The 14769-nt window shown below is 63.4% G+C and carries 15 protein-coding genes; 3 read left to right on the forward strand and 12 right to left on the reverse strand.

The window, feature by feature from the left end:
• Nucleotides 1–80: 80 nt before the first annotated feature.
• From ABB28_RS16475 to ABB28_RS16525, 11 genes are all read right to left on the reverse strand, one after another.
• Nucleotides 81–854 (reverse strand): hypothetical protein, encoded by a 774-nt coding sequence (locus tag ABB28_RS16475; protein ID WP_083492073.1) that lies wholly within the window; start codon nucleotides 852–854, stop codon nucleotides 81–83.
• 31 nt (nucleotides 855–885) lie between these two features.
• The gene (locus ABB28_RS16480) at nucleotides 886–3333 is read right to left on the reverse strand and encodes a VirB4 family type IV secretion/conjugal transfer ATPase (RefSeq protein ID WP_057687452.1); all 2448 of its coding nucleotides are present in this window, start codon (nucleotides 3331–3333) and stop codon (nucleotides 886–888) included.
• A gap of 47 nt (nucleotides 3334–3380) precedes the next feature.
• Nucleotides 3381–3713 (reverse strand): VirB3 family type IV secretion system protein, encoded by a 333-nt coding sequence (locus ABB28_RS16485; protein WP_057687453.1) that lies wholly within the window; start codon nucleotides 3711–3713, stop codon nucleotides 3381–3383.
• Nucleotides 3706–4086 carry a TrbC/VirB2 family protein gene (locus tag ABB28_RS16490; RefSeq protein WP_057687454.1) on the reverse strand — a complete coding sequence of 127 codons (381 nt, stop codon included), beginning with the start codon at nucleotides 4084–4086 and terminating at the stop codon, nucleotides 3706–3708. Before ABB28_RS16490 ends, ABB28_RS16485 begins: the two co-directional genes overlap by 8 nt.
• Nucleotides 4087–4155: 69 nt before the next feature.
• Entirely contained in the window at nucleotides 4156–5082 is a 927-nt protein-coding gene (locus tag ABB28_RS16495; protein ID WP_057687455.1) for a lytic transglycosylase domain-containing protein, read from the reverse strand.
• Between the two features lie 55 nt (nucleotides 5083–5137).
• Nucleotides 5138–6181: a P-type DNA transfer ATPase VirB11 gene (virB11, locus tag ABB28_RS16500; protein ID WP_057687456.1), complete on the reverse strand. Its 1044-nt coding sequence runs from the start codon at nucleotides 6179–6181 to the stop codon at nucleotides 5138–5140.
• 15 nt (nucleotides 6182–6196) lie between these two features.
• The gene (locus tag ABB28_RS16505; protein ID WP_057687457.1) at nucleotides 6197–7408 is read right to left on the reverse strand and encodes a TrbI/VirB10 family protein; all 1212 of its coding nucleotides are present in this window, start codon (nucleotides 7406–7408) and stop codon (nucleotides 6197–6199) included.
• Entirely contained in the window at nucleotides 7405–8181 is a 777-nt protein-coding gene (locus ABB28_RS16510; protein ID WP_057687458.1) for a TrbG/VirB9 family P-type conjugative transfer protein, read from the reverse strand. Before ABB28_RS16510 ends, ABB28_RS16505 begins: the two co-directional genes overlap by 4 nt.
• Nucleotides 8178–9257, reverse strand: a complete 1080-nt coding sequence (locus ABB28_RS16515; protein WP_057687459.1) for a VirB8 family type IV secretion system protein — start codon at nucleotides 9255–9257, stop codon at nucleotides 8178–8180. The genes ABB28_RS16510 and ABB28_RS16515 overlap by 4 nt, the downstream gene beginning before the upstream one ends.
• 85 nt (nucleotides 9258–9342) lie before the next feature.
• Nucleotides 9343–9822, reverse strand: coding sequence for a hypothetical protein (locus ABB28_RS16520; protein WP_057687460.1), 480 nt, complete (start codon nucleotides 9820–9822; stop codon nucleotides 9343–9345).
• Nucleotides 9823–10230: 408 nt separating this feature from the next.
• On the reverse strand, nucleotides 10231–11892 hold the full coding sequence (locus ABB28_RS16525) for a type IV secretory system conjugative DNA transfer family protein (protein WP_425479566.1): 1662 nt from the start codon (nucleotides 11890–11892) through the stop codon (nucleotides 10231–10233).
• Nucleotides 11893–12095: 203 nt separating this feature from the next.
• On the opposite strand from ABB28_RS16525, the gene ABB28_RS16530 reads away from it, so the two are divergent.
• The 3 genes from ABB28_RS16530 to ABB28_RS16540 all read left to right on the forward strand — a co-directional run bounded on the left by ABB28_RS16530 (nucleotide 12096) and on the right by ABB28_RS16540 (nucleotide 14333).
• Nucleotides 12096–12572: a DUF4189 domain-containing protein gene (locus tag ABB28_RS16530; RefSeq protein WP_083492068.1), complete on the forward strand. Its 477-nt coding sequence runs from the start codon at nucleotides 12096–12098 to the stop codon at nucleotides 12570–12572.
• Nucleotides 12556–13605, forward strand: a complete 1050-nt coding sequence (locus ABB28_RS16535) for a DUF4189 domain-containing protein (protein ID WP_152983501.1) — start codon at nucleotides 12556–12558, stop codon at nucleotides 13603–13605. The genes ABB28_RS16530 and ABB28_RS16535 overlap by 17 nt, the downstream gene beginning before the upstream one ends.
• A 62-nt stretch (nucleotides 13606–13667) precedes the next feature.
• Nucleotides 13668–14333, forward strand: a complete 666-nt coding sequence (locus ABB28_RS16540) for an NAD-dependent epimerase/dehydratase family protein (protein WP_057687464.1) — start codon at nucleotides 13668–13670, stop codon at nucleotides 14331–14333.
• A gap of 8 nt (nucleotides 14334–14341) precedes the next feature.
• Here the strand turns inward: ABB28_RS16540 and ABB28_RS16545 are convergent, their stop codons facing one another.
• On the reverse strand, nucleotides 14342–14746 hold the full coding sequence (locus ABB28_RS16545) for a DUF6180 family protein (protein ID WP_152983502.1): 405 nt from the start codon (nucleotides 14744–14746) through the stop codon (nucleotides 14342–14344).
• Nucleotides 14747–14769: the final 23 nt, after the last annotated feature.

Raw genomic sequence — 14769 nt, forward strand, 5'->3', positions numbered from 1 at the left:
GAACATCATTCCTGCATTCCTTGGAGTTCCCACAGGGGAGTGGCTGGCGCGGCAATCAATCAAGCGCGCCAGCAGTTCCTTTACTTGATTTCCAACGCGGTCTTCAATGCGGCAGTCTTGACCAGGTCGCGGATCATCCCGGTGGTGGGATCACCCTTCAGCGCGGTCTTGGCCACGACCATCTGGTTGGCCTCCATCACCTGGATATACGCATCGTAAGCCGCCATGCGGCTTTCGAATTCCTGGGTCTTCACCGCAATATCGTTCGCCGTACGCAGCGAGTCACTGTCCACCGCACTGATGTTGCCCAGCAGTGCACTCGCCTGCCGCACCGTGGTGATCGCATCCAACGCGTCCTGCATCACCGGCAAGGTCTCGCCAATGAAGCGTACCGACTCGTTGTACTTGCGATTCTGCATCGTGCGGATGTTGACGCAGATCTGCTCCTGCTGCGCCTTCCAATCACCGGTAGGCTGGAACACGAATTTTTCAAACACCGTGCCCACGCTAAGCCCACCGCCGGTGCCGCAGGTTTCAGGCACCAGGTAATTGTCCGGCACGATGGTCAGCGTCGCGCCTGAGGGCAGTCCGAAACTGTTGATCTGCGCCATTGCCCTGACCCGCAGTTCATTCCAGCGCTGGGCGGTCTTGGCGTACTCGGCTGCCGCCGCGACGCGCGCGCCAGCGGTTTCGACACGGTTCCACAGGTTTTCGACGAAGTTGGTCGGATCCTTGACGATCCATTGCGCGGATGCCGGTGCGCAGACGCCCAGACCGATGGCGCCGGCCAACACGGAGCGCAGCAGTACCGCGCGCGACCTGGAACCGGGGGTCTCTCGGCTCGTCGGATTCATGGTGTCCTCCTGAGTGCGATTGTTCTTCATGTCAGGCTGCCTGTTCTCGGCTGGGAGAGGCCGGTTTGCCCGAACCTTTCCGACGCTTGTAGAAATCTTCCAGCCACTGTTCCGGAGTGAGATCCGCCTCGCTGACCTTCTCACGCAGGGCCGCGTCATGCAGCACATGGTGCATGACATCGATGTTGTCGGTGGATGCAGAGATGACCGAAAGGATGTCGTCCATCCCGCGCAGGTTCAGCTGGCACACATTTGACGCATGACCCTGCTTGACCAGGAAGCAGCGCGAGCGCTCATCCAAGGCGGTGACCACCTTGAACTCGGCTTCGGTCAGCTTGAGGCCTTCGATGTAGTCTTCGCGGCTGGCATTTGGGTTGGGTAGCAGGATCAGCGTGGCGGTCTGTTCGATCAACGCCGCGGCGATGTCACTATTCAGTGCATCTTCCGGGCTCTGGGTCGCGAAGATGCCCATGCCGTTCTGCTTACGGATGGTTTTCTGCTTGTTCTTGGCAAACTCTTTCAGGCCGCCGCTGCCATCGAGGATCTTCCAGAACTCGTCCATCACGTAGATCAGGCGGCGACCATCGATCAGCGATTCCAGACGGTGCAGCAGGTACTGGATCACCGGCACGCGCACTTCCGGGTTGTCGATCACTTCGGTGTAATCGAAGCCGATGATGTTGGCCCTCTGCAGGTCGATGGTATCGACCGGGTTGTCGAACACCCAGCCCAGCGAGTTGCCGGACGTCCAGCGCCGCATCCGTGCGTACAGACCGTCATCGCCCATGTTGGGCAGGCTCTTCTGGAAGTTGGTCATGCTGCGCAGGTGCATCGGCGTGTCCAGCATGCTTTCCACGGCGCGGAAGATGTCTTCCTCTTCGCGGGCGCTGTACTGCGTCTTGCCGGCCAGGATCTTGACCAGATCGGCCAGGAACTGCACGTTGGATTCATTGCGCTCGCATTGGAACGGATTGAAACCGGTCGGGCGGCCGTTCTCCAATGCCAGATAGTTGCCGCCGCAGGCACGCACAAAGATCTCCGCGCCACGGTCCTTGTCGAAGAAGAAGATGGTCGGCGCCGGATCGTACTTCTGGACCTGGCTGAGCAGGAAGTTGATCAGCGCGGTCTTGCCGGTACCGGACTTGCCGATGACCATGGTGTTGGCGATGGCCTTCTCACCCAGCGAATTCTCGGCGGGATGGGTGGCGTGGAAATTGAAGTAGTAGGGCTGCCCGTTGGTGGTCTGCAGCGTGGTCACGCAGTCGCCCCAGGGGTTGTTGTGCTGCTTGCCGGTGGCAAAGTTGTGCAGCGGCGAAAGTCCGAGGAAGTTCAACGAACTCAAATTAGCCAGCCGTGTGCGGTAGCGCCAGTTGGCCGGAATCTGCGAGTAGAACGAGGACGTCACAGCCAGGTCTTCCTTGGCCGAGACGAAGCCGGCATTGGACAGCTCCGCACGCGTGGCGGACACGTTGGCGGCCAGCTTGGCCTGGCTGTCGGCATACACCGCGATGATGTAGTGGTACTCGCCCAGCACGAAGTTGCCCGAGGACAACTGGTCCATCGCATAATCCAGCTCGACGATCTGGCTGACCGCCTTGTCACCGGAGGAGATCATCATGCCCTTGGTGCGATCAAGGATCTTCAACGCATCCTGGCGGCCCATGGGGCTGAAGGAATGGGTGATGACGTACTCGAAGTCCAGGTACTTCAGGCCGTTCAGCACGCCCGGCCACGTCCCTTCGGCGAACTCCTTGATGTTCAGGATGGCACCGAAGTGGTTGACGCCGTTCGGCGTATTGATCACGAAATCGCCGGATTTCGGCGAGAACATGTGCCGGCTGACCGGCAGGTAGTCGGCAACCGGGGCAGCGAGCACCGGCACCGGCTCGTCGATGCGATTGAGCAGGTAGCCGAAGAATTCCAGCGTCTCGGAGAACACCACGCCGTTGGCCGCCTCGTACATTCCCAAGCGATACGGAGCGTAATCGCGGATCACCGCCTCCACGTTGCCGGCCAGCTCCAGCAGCTTCTCGACCGCCTGCTCCTGTTCGGCCTGCAGCCGCTCCACATTGCCGGACTTTTCCACGAAGCGCTTACCGGCCACCACGGGCCGGTAAATCATGGTCAGGTAGAGCTCGTTCTGCATGATGCGCTGGCCCGACAGCATGTCCATGTAGACATCGGACACGTCCTGATTGAAGCGCTCCTTGAACGTGCTGCGCGATTTCAACGTACGCCGGCGGCGGATATCGTGTACCCAGAACGCCACGTTGACGAAGTCCGGCGCGCGCAGCGACTGCAGCAGGCGATTGAAGGTGTTGTGCTTGTGCTCGAGCTCCCACTCTTCACGGCCAACGAACGGCAGCCCTTCCAGATGCCAGGTCAGCAGATAGTCGCCGCCGGTGGTCTTCACCACTGCCGGTGCAACGTGCGAGGACAAGGGAATGAACTCGCTGATCGACGTATCGGGACTGAACATGCAACGCTCCTGGATCACTGTGCAAACCGTACTGCGGATGAGGCTCTTCAGCGCTTTTTCTTGGGACGACGGTAGTCATCCGGCGGTGGGGTCTTGCGGTAGGCATTGGGGCTGAACACCCACATTCCGTCATGGTCCTGCAGGTTCCGCGCACGGAACTTGAACTGCAAGCGCAATCCCATCAGACGGAAGATCATCTCGTCACGTTTTGCCATCTGCCGCATGATGAAAACCGCCACTGGAATCGCGAGCAGAACCCACAGATTCCAGTACATGGAAAGCAGCAACAGGCCGCCGGCGACCATGAAGAACGGCACATACGGCACGCCGAGGAACATCGCCGGCCGTGTGCATCCGCGGAAGACGACGTTCTTATGCATAGAACAGGCTGGAAGCCTGCACCAGCGCAGCGGTGCATTCGGTGGCGCCGTCACCCAGCAGCATCTTGGCGATCTGGCTGGCTGCACCGATCAGCAGGCCACCGATCAGGATCGGCGACACGTCGGAAATGCGCTTGTGGGCGAAGGCGATCTGGTAACCAGCGAAGATCACCGCGATGGTGACGACGGCGATCGAAGCCATGTTGAGCAGGCCGCTGATGCTGTCGAAGAAGCCACAGACCTTCTTGTCGGTCTCTGCGAAGCCTGCCTGGGCGAACACCTCAGGTACGAACAGGGCGCCAACGAAGGCGGTAGCCAGGGCGAGGGTCTTGGCGGTGCGCTTGGCGTTGGCGAGATCAATCTGGGTCTTCATCGGTTGCTTTCCTTTCCTGAGCTGGAGGGTCACTGCGTTGACGGGCCGCGGGGGCGCCCCGGTAAAACTTCAGAACACGAATGCGTCGTCCACAGGCGGCCCTTGGGGAACCTGGGGCTGATGTTGGGGCGGCACGTTACCCGACGCGGGCGCGCTGCGCTGGCCCCAAGGCTGCAGCAGCACCGGTGCCTGCTGTCCTTGCGGACCTGCTACTGCCGGCGCGGCCTGCTGCGGGGGTTCTGCATACTGGCCCACCGGCTGCTGCTGGGCGGGCGGAACGGCGCGGTCGACCAGGCCCATCACCGCGCGCGACAAGGCGTTGTCCGCCGTGTTCAACAGGCTCCCGCGGACCATTTCATTAGTATTGGGATACACCACGTAAGCACGGGCAGGATCATCGGGCTGTGCCACCACCACCGGCGCCTGGCCGCTGGAAATACGATTGTTCAGTCTCGTCACCCGCTCGGGCAGTGGCTGGCGCGTGGCCGCGGCAGGGCGCGGTCCTTGGCGGTCGATCACACGGATGGGCTGCACGCCACCGCCAACCGCAGCCACCATCTGGCTGCGCTTGATCGAATTGAACACCTTGTCCACGTAGCCATGCCGGAACCCGGTGGTGAAGTTGCCCGAGTAGTAGCAACTGAAGGACTTGCCCCAGTCGCCGCCCGAACGCGAATGGCATTCGGCCAGGATGCGCGAGGCCGCCTGCAGGTTCGGGCAGGTCTCGAATGCTTTTTCGTAGCTGTTGAGCCCGTATTTGGCCAGGTTGTATCGGTTCACCTGGCCCAGCCCCAACGAGAAGTTGTAGCCGTTCTGTTCCAGCATGCGGGCAGTAGCCACGGCCTCGTCCAGCCGCTGTGGCTGGCGCGCCAGTGCGCCGCCCACCACGCCGATGGCGTACGGATTGCGCGACGATTCCACCTGCACCACGTGCTTCATCACGTCCATGGAGACGGCCATTTCCGGGCAGGCCAGTGCCTCGAGTCCAGGCAGCATCAGCGCGCCCTCCCCTTGCCAGTGTTGATCCGTGCTTCGGTGTGCATGCCCATGGTCAATGCTCCTGTCCCTGGGTGCGGCCGGGATTGAAATCGATGCCGGTGATATAGCGCGACCCTGCATGCGCCTTCACGTGCACCACGATGTCGATGGTCATCTGCAGCAGGCGCTTGATCACCGCGAACTCCAGGCCGGAGCCCTCGGCGGATGCCTTCACCATCAGCGCCAGCTGGTCCCAGGTCTGCTCCGGGCTGCCGGCGTGGCAACTGGTGATCGAACCGGGATGGCCGGAGGCACAGTTGCGGATGAAGTAGAACGCTTCATCACCGCGCAGCTCGGCCAGGATGATGCGGTCCGGCTTCATGCGCAGGCACGCTTCCATGCAGGTCTTTGCGGTGACGTTGCTGCTGCTCTGCCCGCCCTTGGAGTACAGAAGGTGCACCACGTTGGGCTGGGTGATGAACAGCTCGCGCGCATCCTCGATGGTCACCAGGCGCTCGTCGGCCGGAATGTGGTTGACCAGCGACTTCATGAAGGTGGTCTTGCCGCTGCCTGTGGCACCGGACACCACGATATTCTTGCGGTACTGCACCGCGCGCTTGAAGAACTCGGCGTAGTCCCGCGAATGGCGCAGCGCGAGCAGCTCCTGGTCCTGCGTGTTGAGGCCGGCTTCCTGTTCCAGGATCTGGTCGAAGAAGCCGTCCTGCTGGTATTGCGCCAGCGTGCGCGTGTGCTTGGACGGCAGGCGGATCGTGATGGAAACCTTGCCGCCATCGCAGGCCGGCGGTATCACGAACTGCGCGCGCGGCCCGCTGGGGAAGGTCAACGAGACCATCGGGTCGGCATCGGTGATGCGCTGCCCGGTGTTGCTCTCGTTGACCACTGCCGTGCAGAACTGGCGCGCACGCTCGAAGGTCAAGGTCGGCACCTCGACGCGCTCCCAGCCACTGCGGGTTTCCAGGTACAGCTCGCCCGGACGGTTGATGCAGATTTCCGTCACGTCCTGCGACTCCATGAACCCGGCAATGCCCAGCACTTCGTACTGGTACTGCAGAAATTCACTGGAGACCAGTGCGATGGGGGAAGTTTCTGCGTCCACGGTCCGTTCTGCTCCTTACATCCGGCGGCCGAGCACGGCGCTGAAGTCGACGTCTTTGGCGACGTAGACGTTCATGACAGTGCCCTGGTTGACGGTGACGGTGGGCTGGCGCTGGTTCTCCAGCGCCTGGTTCGCCAGCCGCTCCATGGTGCGCGCTGTGGCGCTCTCATACGGATTCTGCATAGCGAAGCCCGAGTTGCTGATGGTGGTGGACTCCGGCCCATTCTCGGCGGCAGCGTATTTGAAGGCGTCGGCGATCAGGCTGATCATCAACGCGCTTGCGATACGCTGGCCCCAATGAGCCGTGTACTGGCCCGGGACGCCGGCCGAACCGAGGCCGTCAACACCCGGGCTGGACATCGCCACATCGATGCCATTGGGGGTGGTGATGCGATCCCAGATCACGTCCACGCGCTTGGCCACCGGGCCGCCGTTGTAGCTGCCATAGATCTTCGACCCCTTCGGCAGCAGCAGCGTGCGGCCGTTGATCGAATACACCGGCTCGGTCACCAGGCACGAGGTGTAACCCGGCACATCGGTGATGATGCGCGTTTCCAATACACAACGCAGGTAGGTGCCGCGGACCAGCAGCGCATCCGGGCTGCGGATGAAGGCAGCGTTGGAAACCGCTTCACGCTCTTCCTCACCCTCCGTCGCACCGGCGGCCTGCGGGTTCTGCGCGGCCATCGCGGCACGCATGTAGGCTTCTGTCGACGAATCCATCTGCTGCGGACCCTGCCCACCCTGCCCGTTGCCCATTGCTTCGCCAGCGGCGATGCGGCGTTCCAACAGTGTCATGGCACGCGGGCCACGCTCGCCACTGTCATCGCTGCTGAACATCGGCGCCTGCTGCTGCGCGGGCAGCGGCGGCGGAGGCAGCAGGGGAATCGGATCCGCCGGCGGCGGCTCGGCGGCGGCAGAGGGAATGGTCGGCAACACCGGCGTAGTCGTCCGCACCTCCGCACGCGGCGGCGGGGTCGGATCCGGTTCGCGGCTCTTGCGCACCAGCAGGAAGCCCATGGCCACCACCAGCACGAGGATGCCACCCAGGAACAGCAACGCCTTGCGGTCCAGCCGGCGTTCTTCCACCGTGCGCAGGCGCGGGGCGGCAGCGTCCAGGTCGGGCGCGGGCGCGGCGTCGGCACGATTGAAGTACGGATTGTTTTCCGGCTGGGTGCCGTCGCGCCTATCGTCGGGTCCGTTGCCCGGAGGAGTGTTCTGGCTCATTTCTTGACGTTCCTTCGCAGGCCAACGACGTTGTCACCGTGGCGGATCACCAGGTACGGATGGGTGCCGTGCACCACCAGGGTGTTGCCTTCGACCGTTGTGTTGACGACGAAGTCCTCGCCGTTCTCGGTCTCACGACCGAACACAGCCGGGAAGATGCCGGTCTTGTACTCCGGCGACGCAGGCAGGCGTACATAGGTGAAGCGGCCATCGTCATACGCATTGACCGGTATCAACCAGCCCATCTTCTTGACGCGCCGGGTGGAGTACGAGTAATCGAAGTTGTAACGACGATCCTTGGCCAGCGAAGTGCTGAGCAGCGGTTGCGCCTCTTCCTGCACGGCTTCCTGGGCGACCCCGAACTCGGTACCGCTGGGATAGCTGAAGGCGATGCGGTACTGCACGCCCGCCCGGCGCGCCTGGTCCAGTTGGCGCCAATCGGTGGCCACCACCTTCAATTCAAAAATGTAGTGATGGGTCTCGGTGCGGACCATCATGTTGGTGTCCACGTCGACGTTCTTCGGCTTCAGGTAGAAGACGTTTCCACGACGGGTCAGCTCCCAACCGGCGCTGAAACCGGTGCTGTAGTCCAGGATCTTTTCGTTGGGATCCAGCTCGATCTGGGTGGTGAGGCCCAAGCCCGTGCGAACCGGATAGATGCGGTCCTTCTCATATTCGTACTGATCGACGCCCTGCGCCGACGCGGTGGCCATGCACAGGGCAAGCGCCCCGGCGACCATCCATGCACACGTCCTGATCTTGCGACTACTCATCGGTTGCTTGCTCCATCAGCAGTTCCGGTGGAAACGTTGCGCGCCGGAAGCGGCGTGCCCTGGCCCGGCGCAGCCTGCGCCGGGGCGCCGGGAACCGGCGCACCTTGGGCAGGCACCGGTTGCGGCGGATACGTGGAAGGCACGGCCTGCGCCGGCGCCGATCCCGGCGGCAGCGGCTGCGCAGGCAGAACCTGACCCGGCGCAGACCCGGCCGGCGCTTCCAGCGGCTGGCCGGTGACTGGATCAAAGCGGGCAACCGGTTGTGCCGGTGCCAACTCAGCAGCTACTCCCGCCGGTGGCGCGGTGACCGGTGCGGCGGTGCTGCCGTCAGGAACGGGCACGCCTGCAGCGGCATAGTCACGATCCACCCGGTATTCGGTCACCTGGAAGGACAGCGGATTGAGCACGCGCTCCTGCTCGTTGAGCGCAAGCGCTGCCTTGTACTCGAATTGCAGAGTCACCAGTTGGTTGTCCAGGTAGCTGGAGCCGCCGGTGCGCTTGTCCAGAAGCGTCCGCTGTATGCGTACCGAGGCGCCGCGGAACCCTCCGTTCGGCAGTGCCCCGAGCGGGGTAATGCTGAGAATCTTCACCCGCAGCGCGCGATCGGTGCCATACAGCACCAGCGGACTCTGGGGATTGCTGCGGTTGTACTGCGCCTGCAGGGCCGCGCCGACATTCTGGTCCGACATCACGAAGACCTGCTCCCAGTCACGCAAGCCCATGATCGCGTAATCGTAGGACTCACGCGCCAGCACATACTGGGCGACGTTGCTGCGATTGATCGCCTCGTTGCTGGTGATCGAGTTCTCGCCCAGGTTGCCGGAAAGCCGCGCCACCGAAGCGGTGCCGGTGTAGGCATCGGCCATCACCAGGAACGGCACCTTCTCCTTCAGCGGCAGCACGTAGTAGTAACCGCCCGCCAACGCCAGCGACATCACCAGCGACGCACCGGCCACCCACCAGGCGCGGCGCTCGCTCTTGCGCGCCATATCGGCCACGGTGATCTCGTAGCTCACCGCCTTGGCGACGGCCTGCTCCACCTTCGGACTATTGCCTGGGTCTTTCTTACGGAACATGGGGTTTTCCGGACTGCATGATCGTCAATGAGCGCCATGCCCCTGCGACCAGCGCAGGAGCATCACGATGGGAAAACGGCAGCAGTCAGCTACCGCTCGGCGCGGTTTCGGCGGGTGCGGATGCGGGTGTGGCGTTGGGCGCACTGGCTGGCGTGGTGGCGGCCGTCGGCACGGCCGCGCTGCTGCCGGCGACGATCTTGTTGCCCACGATGCTCACGTAAACACCCTGCGCTGCGTATGCAGTGGTGACGTCGGCCACGGCCTGCTGTGCGCTGGTGGTGGAGATGCGGGACACGCCGCCATGCAGCGTGTAATCCGAACCCAGCCGGTAATCCAGCGACATGCCCGAATCGGCCGCCCAGCGCTCGAGCATGGCCTTCAACGTGCCATCCATCGGCGATGCCTGGAAGGCATAGCTGGTGTAGAGAGGAATTTCAGTGGGAGCAGCGTCAAAGCGATTGACCGGCTTCCAACGCCCGCCGAAATCCGGCGCAGGCTTGGTGGCACAACCCGACATCGCGACCGCCGCCACGGCGATGAAAATCTTCAGCAACGCTTGCTGCATACGAACATCCTTTGACGTACGAATAAGCAGCTTCGACATGGGTGGTCCGGCAGTCCAGCGTTGCATCTGCACGCTGGAACCGGTTACGCGCCGGCCTGTGCCGTTACGTGCAACCGTCTCCCCTGCGGCCGAAGCCGCCTGCCCAACTGACGGTGCGCCGCCCCTTGAGGCCTGCTACATCGCCTTGCACCACGTTCGAAGCCATCCCTGTTCCGGTGATGCGAATCACCACCTGATCGACTCCATCAATTCGATGAACTGAACTGATGGCGAAGAGTGGCATAGAACAAGGTCAACAGTGCGTCAAGAAAGCATGAAAGTTCTACCCACGCACGACAATTTGTTGACGTGCGTCACCACTTCACGCGGATGAACGCATTTATATGACGTTGCTCAACGCACAATGATTTATATCTGCAAGCTGGGTACGTCAACCTTTGCTAGCAGGCGCGAGGTGAAGTGACGATCCTTGTAGTAACGGATCTTGTCGCACATCACCGGGTGCGGAATGCCCTCGTACAGAAACACTTCCTTGTCCGTCCCCATCGCCTTCAGCTCCTGCGGCAGCATCAGCGCACGCCGCTCTTCACTGAAGCTGTGGCTCTTCTCACGGCCCTTGGTGATGTTCTTCTTGCGCAGGGTGGTATACCCCAGCATGTCCGAGTAGTCGTTGGCATCCTGCTGCTCGCGCGGGGCGAACAGGATCTGCAGGGCGTGGTTGGTGATGATGGTGCGCGACACATCGCGGCCGTAGGTGGCGTCCAGCTGGGCCATGCTCTGGATGATCGGCAGCAGCCGCACGTTGTAGCCGGCCATGTAGGACACCGCCGAGGCGATGATGTCCACCTTGCCGATGGAGGTGAATTCGTCCATCAGCAGCAGCACCTGGTGCTTCAGGTCCGGATTGGACTTGGGCAGCTCCTTGGTGTTGAGGTTGATGATCTGGCTGAAGAACAGGTTGATGATCATCCGGCTTTCGGCCAGCTTGTTGGGCTGGATGCCGATGTAGATGGTCATCTTCTTCTTGCGCAGGTCGGTCAGCAGGAAGTCGTTGCTGCTGGTGGCCGCGTCCAGCACCGGGTTGATCCAGGCGTTCAGCGGCTCCTTGAAGGTGCCCATGATCGAGGCGAAGGTCTCGTCCGCCTGCGACAGCAGGTTGGCGAAGGCCGACTTGGCATTGGCGCTCAGGAACGGACGGCTGGCCAGCGTCTGCAGGTACTTGCGCAGGTCGGTGCCATCACCGGAGGAGATGCGGTAGATCGCGCCCAGCGTCGGAACCCCCTGCCCGCCCGGGAAGCCGCTGCGGCGTTCGTCATCGTGGTTGTCGAACAGGTACAGCGTGAAGGCCATGAAGGCATTGCGGGCCTGGCTGACCCAGAACTTCTGGTCGTCCGAGCCATCCGGATACAGCATCGCGGCGATGCTCATCAGGTCGGACACGCGGAAAGCGGGGTCATCGGAGACGTAGCTGAGCGGATTCCAGCGATGGCTGCGGCGGTCTTCAGCGAAGGGGTTGAACAGGAACACTTCCTGGCCCTGCTTGGCGCGCCATCCGCTGGTCAGCTCGTAGTTTTCCTGCTTGATGTCCAGCACCACCACGGACTCTTCGTATTCCAGCAGGTTGGGAATCACCACGCCCACGCCCTTGCCCGAACGGGTCGGCGCGGCCAGGATCACGAACTGCTGGCCGGACAGGCGCACCAGCTTGCCCTTGTAGCTGCCCACCACGATGCTGTCGCCGGTCTTCTTGAACAACCCGTGTGACGACAGATCCGAGCCGGTGGCGAAGCGCGCATCGCCGTGCAGGCCTTTCTTCTTGCGCCGAAGCAGCAGGAAGCCGGCGACCACCACGAACAGGAACAGCGGGACGCCGAAGCCCACGTAACCGGCGGCCTTGATCTTGCCCACGAAGGGCGCGACCTCAGGCTGGTCCAGTGCGCTGACGTACGGGTAGTAGGTGTTCCAGCTGTAATGCGCCGTATCCAGGCCCAGGAACAGCAGGGTCAGGTAGCCCGAAAGCAGGTAACCGATGACAAGGGTCGCGACGATGGCGACCGAATAACGAACCAATTTCTGCGTGGACAAACCCGATCCTCCGTGAGCGCATGATGGGCCGGACTCTACACAACTGGCCGTGACACGGGTAGCTGCATGGCCCCGGTGGGTGACGACCGTTGGTCGTCACGCTTCTCGCCCCATACCACGGGCATCACACCACGCGGACCGCGATCCGGGTATGCTCCGCGCGCCAAAACCAAACCTGGAGCAAAGGAATGCAACGATCCTCGTCGTGGACGCGCTGTGCGCTGCTGGTCACTCTGGCTGTTGCCGGCCCTCTTTCCGCCGCCCCCCCTGCGAACGCGCCGTCGCCGCGCGCACCGGCACCCGGCGAAATCAGCAAGGCCATGCCCGAAGGCATGGACCTGTACACCAGCCTGGCGGTCAGCGACAGCAAGCAGATGGTGGGTAGCGGCAACGGTATGGGCGCCGCCGAAGCGAAGGTGCGCGCGCGCAAGGATTGCCAGGACAGCGGCGCCACCGACTGCGTGGAACTGATCACCTTCCCGGTCCGCAACCACTGCATGGCCTTGGCCGTGGACAAGGGTGCCAAGCCGGGTGTCCGCGCCATCTTCGCCAGCAGCGCGCAGGCCGGTACGCCGGAGGCGGCAGCGCTGGGCAAATCCGCGCTGGACAAATGCATTGCATCGGGCGCCAAGCAGTGCGGGGTGAACGTTGAACATTGCCTCTGATCGGATGATCCGCGCAGTGCTGGCGGCCGCCGCGCTGCTGGCCAGCGCCGGTGCGGCAAACGCGCAGAATGGCGCGCAGGCCCGACAACAGGCCCATGCCGCGCAGATGAACTTCCTTGGCTGGCAGCAGAGCCAGCAAGCCGCAACCTACATCAGCGCCGAAGAAGCCGCCGCGCAGCAGGCTGCAGCCGCCGCTGCCGCCGCTGCCGCGCGCCGCGTGCGCGACGACGCCAAGCGCGACTGGTGGGGCGCGCTGGTGGTCAACACCGCAGACGGCAGCTGGAATGTCATCCTCAACGAACACGATCCGCGCGTCGCCACCCGCAACGCCATGGGCAAATGCGATGGCACCTGCTGGCCGGTCGCGACCTTCGCCAATACCTGCGTCGCGCCGGCGTACAGCCAGCAGGGTGGCATGTACGTGAACACTGGCGAGAACAAGAAGAAGGCGGCCGAATCGGCGCTGGCCAGCTGCCAGGCCGGCGGCGGAGCACAGTGCCGCAGCGCGGAAGAACAGACCTTCTGCACCGGTTGGAAGTACGCGTATTCGGCGCTGGACCGCCTCAGCTACCGTATGGAGTTGATTGCAATCAACCGCGTGGCCAAGCCCAAGCTGGAATTCTTCCCCGGCGGCGCCGAGTTCGTGGCCAAGCCGCCGGAGGCCCGCGGCACCACCACGCGCATGGCCGCCGGGGAAGGCCAGGATCCGAAGATGAATATCGCCCAGCCCTGGAGTGCCATCGCGGTGGAGCGCGGCGGTGACGCCTTCGCGCTGCACCTGGGCGTGAACGAGAAGGACGCCAAGGACACCGCCATCAGCAAATGCGGCAAGCGCGGCTGCGAGACGGCCGTGGCGTGGACCATGGGCGAATGTGCCGCCATCGTGCGCAGCAAGGCGGCGGGAGGCGGCTGGTCCACCTACAGCGCGAAGGCCAGCACCAAGGCAGCGGCTGAAGAGGATGCGGTCACCCAATGCATCGAGAGTGGCGCAAGCGTCTGCCCGGTGATGCTCAACGAATGCATGACCCGGTAATCGTCACCCCCTGTTCCTTGTGCTGCTTGTAGCGTTCCAGCAATCGTCCAGGGGTTTCTACCATGCATATCCTCCTCACCGGCGCGACCGGCCTGCTCGGCCAGGGCGTGCTCAACGCCTGCTTGGCCTCGCCCGACGTCACCCGCATCACCGTGCTGGCCCGCCGGCCGCTGGACCGCGCCGAGGCAAAGGTCAATGAAGTGCTGCTTGAAGACTTCAGCCAGGCGGCCACCGTGCAGGCGCAGCTGTCCGGTATCGACGCAGCCCTCTACTGCGCTGGGGCACCGCCCATCGGCACCGCCGAAAAGGAATACCGCCGCGTCACCGTCGAGCTGACCCTGTCAGTGGCACGGGCCTATGCCGCCGCCAATCCGCAGGGGCGGTTCTTCTACATTTCCGGCGCCAATTCCGATCCCGAAAGCCGGCTGATGCCGCTGCGCATCAAGGGCGAAACCGAGGATGCGCTGCAACGGCTGCCGGTCACCACCGTGATGCTGCGACCGGGCGGCATCCTGCCCGAAGAAGGCACGCACAGCCCGCACGGGGTGATGCGCATGTTCCATGCGCTTGCCAGCCCGCTGCAGGGCATGATCGTCAAGAACGTGCCGGGGGCGGCCACCACCAACGGTGCCATCGGCCGGGCGATGATCGCCCTCGCCCGCTCCCCCAGCCCGCCTGCCATCGTCGAAAACCGCGAGATCAACCAGCTCGGCCAGCCGGCCGCGTAACGCGGCACTCAGCCGCCGCGCGCAACCTTGCGGACTTCCGCACCGACGCGCGCCTTGACGCGGTCCACGTCCGGATTGTTCGGCCCGGAATAGTCGAATGCCTGAATGACGAACACGGTCTGGTCCCCCGCGCTGATGCAGTACGAAATCAGCGACCGCCCGTCCTCGCGCGGGGCGGACACGTGCAGGACCAGCGTCTTCTGGTCCTGGTCCACGCGGGTGCTGTAGCCCACTGCTGCGGCCCCACGCGTTACTGCCGCGCGGCACGCCTGCATGCTCAGCTTGGCCGCCGGAAAGCGGTCCACATCGTAGCCGAGGCTGAAATCGTTCGCCTTCGCCGGCGAGGCCATTCCCACTGCGGCCACCGTGCCCAACACTGCGAGTATCGCTGCCTTCATTCCGTTCTCCTGCAAGTAGTGAACGTGCGTCGCCCAAA

It is taken from the genome of Stenotrophomonas chelatiphaga (genome assembly GCF_001431535.1).
GTDB classification, from domain to species: Bacteria; Pseudomonadota; Gammaproteobacteria; order Xanthomonadales; family Xanthomonadaceae; genus Stenotrophomonas; species Stenotrophomonas chelatiphaga.

Coding starts and splice junctions, on each gene's coding strand:
- ABB28_RS16475 (WP_083492073.1), bottom strand. CDS start 854: ATGAATCCGACGAGCCGAGAGACCCCCGGTTCCAGGTCGCGCGCGGTA.
- ABB28_RS16480 (WP_057687452.1), bottom strand. CDS start 3,333: ATGTTCAGTCCCGATACGTCGATCAGCGAGTTCATTCCCTTGTCCTCG.
- ABB28_RS16485 (WP_057687453.1), bottom strand. CDS start 3,713: ATGCATAAGAACGTCGTCTTCCGCGGATGCACACGGCCGGCGATGTTC.
- ABB28_RS16490 (WP_057687454.1), bottom strand. CDS start 4,086: ATGAAGACCCAGATTGATCTCGCCAACGCCAAGCGCACCGCCAAGACC.
- ABB28_RS16495 (WP_057687455.1), bottom strand. CDS start 5,082: ATGCTGCCTGGACTCGAGGCACTGGCCTGCCCGGAAATGGCCGTCTCC.
- ABB28_RS16505 (WP_057687457.1), bottom strand. CDS start 7,408: ATGAGCCAGAACACTCCTCCGGGCAACGGACCCGACGATAGGCGCGAC.
- ABB28_RS16510 (WP_057687458.1), bottom strand. CDS start 8,181: ATGAGTAGTCGCAAGATCAGGACGTGTGCATGGATGGTCGCCGGGGCG.
- ABB28_RS16515 (WP_057687459.1), bottom strand. CDS start 9,257: ATGTTCCGTAAGAAAGACCCAGGCAATAGTCCGAAGGTGGAGCAGGCC.
- ABB28_RS16520 (WP_057687460.1), bottom strand. CDS start 9,822: ATGCAGCAAGCGTTGCTGAAGATTTTCATCGCCGTGGCGGCGGTCGCG.
- ABB28_RS16530 (WP_083492068.1), top strand. CDS start 12,096: ATGCAACGATCCTCGTCGTGGACGCGCTGTGCGCTGCTGGTCACTCTG.
- ABB28_RS16540 (WP_057687464.1), top strand. CDS start 13,668: ATGCATATCCTCCTCACCGGCGCGACCGGCCTGCTCGGCCAGGGCGTG.